Source organism: Saccharopolyspora sp., assembly GCF_017434145.1.
Taxonomy (GTDB): Bacteria; Actinomycetota; Actinomycetes; order Mycobacteriales; family Pseudonocardiaceae; genus Saccharopolyspora_C; species Saccharopolyspora_C galaxeae.
This window is the reverse complement of the sequence record NZ_JAFRFW010000219.1, coordinates 1-2,112: the sequence shown is the minus strand read 5'-3', so window position 1 is coordinate 2,112 and position 2,112 is coordinate 1. Positions and strand designations below refer to the sequence as shown.

General features: G+C 71.4%; 2 protein-coding genes. Both read left to right on the top strand.

The window, feature by feature from the left end:
- A partial coding sequence (locus IJH84_RS06305; protein WP_295141419.1) for an ATP-dependent DNA helicase RecG occupies nucleotides 1–1,142 on the top strand: 1,142 nt, incomplete at its 5' end.
- A 309-nt stretch (nucleotides 1,143–1,451) separates the two neighbouring features.
- The coding region (locus IJH84_RS06300; RefSeq protein ID WP_295141416.1) for a biotin carboxylase N-terminal domain-containing protein at nucleotides 1,452–2,112 on the top strand (661 nt) is incomplete at its 3' end.

The following is a 2,112-nucleotide window of genomic DNA, read 5'->3' as shown; positions in this document are numbered from 1 at the left end:
GCTCGCTGCCCGCCGCGCAGCGCAAGAAGGCGTTGCTGGCGGCGGCTTCCGGCGAGGCGGGGATCGTCGTCGGCACCCATGCGCTGATCCAGGACCGGGTGTCGTTCGCCGACCTCGGCATGGTCGTGGTCGACGAGCAGCACCGCTTCGGTGTGGAGCAGCGGGACGCGCTGCGGGCGCGCGGCGGCGGTGAGGTGGCGCCGCACGTGCTGGTGATGACCGCGACGCCGATTCCCCGCACGGTCGCGATGACCGTCTACGGCGACCTGGAGACCTCGGCGCTGCGGGAGCTGCCGCAGGGCCGCTCGCCGATCAGCACGAGCGTGGTTCCCGCGGCGGAGAAACCGGCGTGGCTGGACCGCGCGTGGCAACGCGTCCGCGAAGAGGTGACCGCGGGGCACCAGGTCTACGTGGTGTGCCCGCGCATCGGCGACGACGAGCAGAACCCGCCGAAGAAGCCGAAATCCGCCCAGAAGTCCGAAGTGGACGAAGAAGCTCCGGACGAGGGCGCGGATTCCGGCGAACGCCGCTCGCCGCTGTCGGTGCTGGAGGTGGCCGAGAAGCTGTCCGCGGGGCCGTTGTCCGGGCTGCGGCTCGGCGTGCTGCACGGCCGGTTGCCCGCCGACGACAAGGACGCGGTGATGCGCGCCTTCGCCGACGGCGGTGTGGACGTGCTGGTGGCCACGACGGTCGTCGAGGTCGGTGTGAACGTCCCGAACGCCACGGTCATGGTGATCATGGACGCGGACCGGTTCGGCGTGAGCCAGCTGCACCAGCTGCGCGGCCGCGTCGGGCGGGGTTCGGCCCCGGGGTTGTGCCTGCTGGTCAGCGATGCGGTCGCGGGTACCACCACGCGCGAGCGGCTGGACTCGGTCGCCTCCACCACCGACGGGTTCGAGCTGGCGAAGCTGGACCTGGAGCTGCGCAGGGAAGGCGACGTGCTGGGCGCGACGCAGTCCGGCCGCAAGTCCGGGCTCAAGATGCTCTCGCTGCTGCGCGACGAGGACGTGATCGCCGAGGCGCGGGTGGCGGCGCAGCACTTGGTCGCCGAAGATCCAGCCCTGCGCGGCCATCCCGGTCTGGCGGCCATGGTCACCGAACTCGTCGACGCGCAAAGCGCGGGTTTCCTGGAGAAGTCGTGAGCGCGGCGGAGTCCGAACGGCAGCGCGCGCATCGGCGGACGGTGTGCGACCCGGCCGGTGGCCGGTGGTGATCGGGCGCGCTCGGCCGCCCGCGCGAAGGGCGGGTGGCGAACCGGCCGAGCCGCGGTCAACTTTCGCGCCGGCGGAAAAACTCGATTCCTTCTCGCCGGGACGTCTTGCATGGCCGATCTTCCGTAGCAGGTCAGCGCTTTTCGATGAGGTGCATCACGGTCACGCTCTCTCGGTGGGCGGAATTTTCGCGGTACGGTTTCGCCCGACGGTCCGACACCTGCCCAGGAGGTAGCCGGCATGTTCCGCAAGGTCCTCGTCGCCAACCGTGGCGAGATCGCCATCCGAGCCTTCCGCGCGGGCTACGAGCTCGGCGCCGGAACGGTGGCGGTGTTCCCGCACGAAGACCGCAACTCGCTGCACCGGCTCAAGGCCGACGAGTCCTACGAGATCGGCGAACCCGGTCACCCGGTGCGCGCCTACCTGTCCGTGGACGAGGTAGTGCAAGCCGCGCGCCAAGCCGGCGCGGACGCGATCTACCCCGGTTACGGTTTCCTGTCCGAGAACCCGGACCTGGCGGGCGCGTGCCGCGAAGCGGGCATCACGTTCGTCGGCCCGAGCCGCGAAATCCTGGAGATGACCGGCAACAAGGCCACCGCGGTCGCCGCGGCCCGCGAGGCGGGCGTGCCGGTGCTGGAGTCCTCCGCGCCTTCCGCGGACATCGACGAGCTGATGTCGGCGGCCGAGTCCATGCGGTTCCCCGTGTTCGTCAAAGCCGTCGCGGGCGGCGGCGGCCGCGGGATGCGCCGGGTCGATGAGCTCGGCGCGCTGCGGGAGGCGCTGGAAGCCGCGATGCGCGAGGCCGACGCCGCGTTCGGCGACCCGACGGTCATCCTGGAGCAGGCCGTGGTCAACCCGCGGCACATCGAGGTGCAGATCCTCGCCGACAACGAGGGCAACG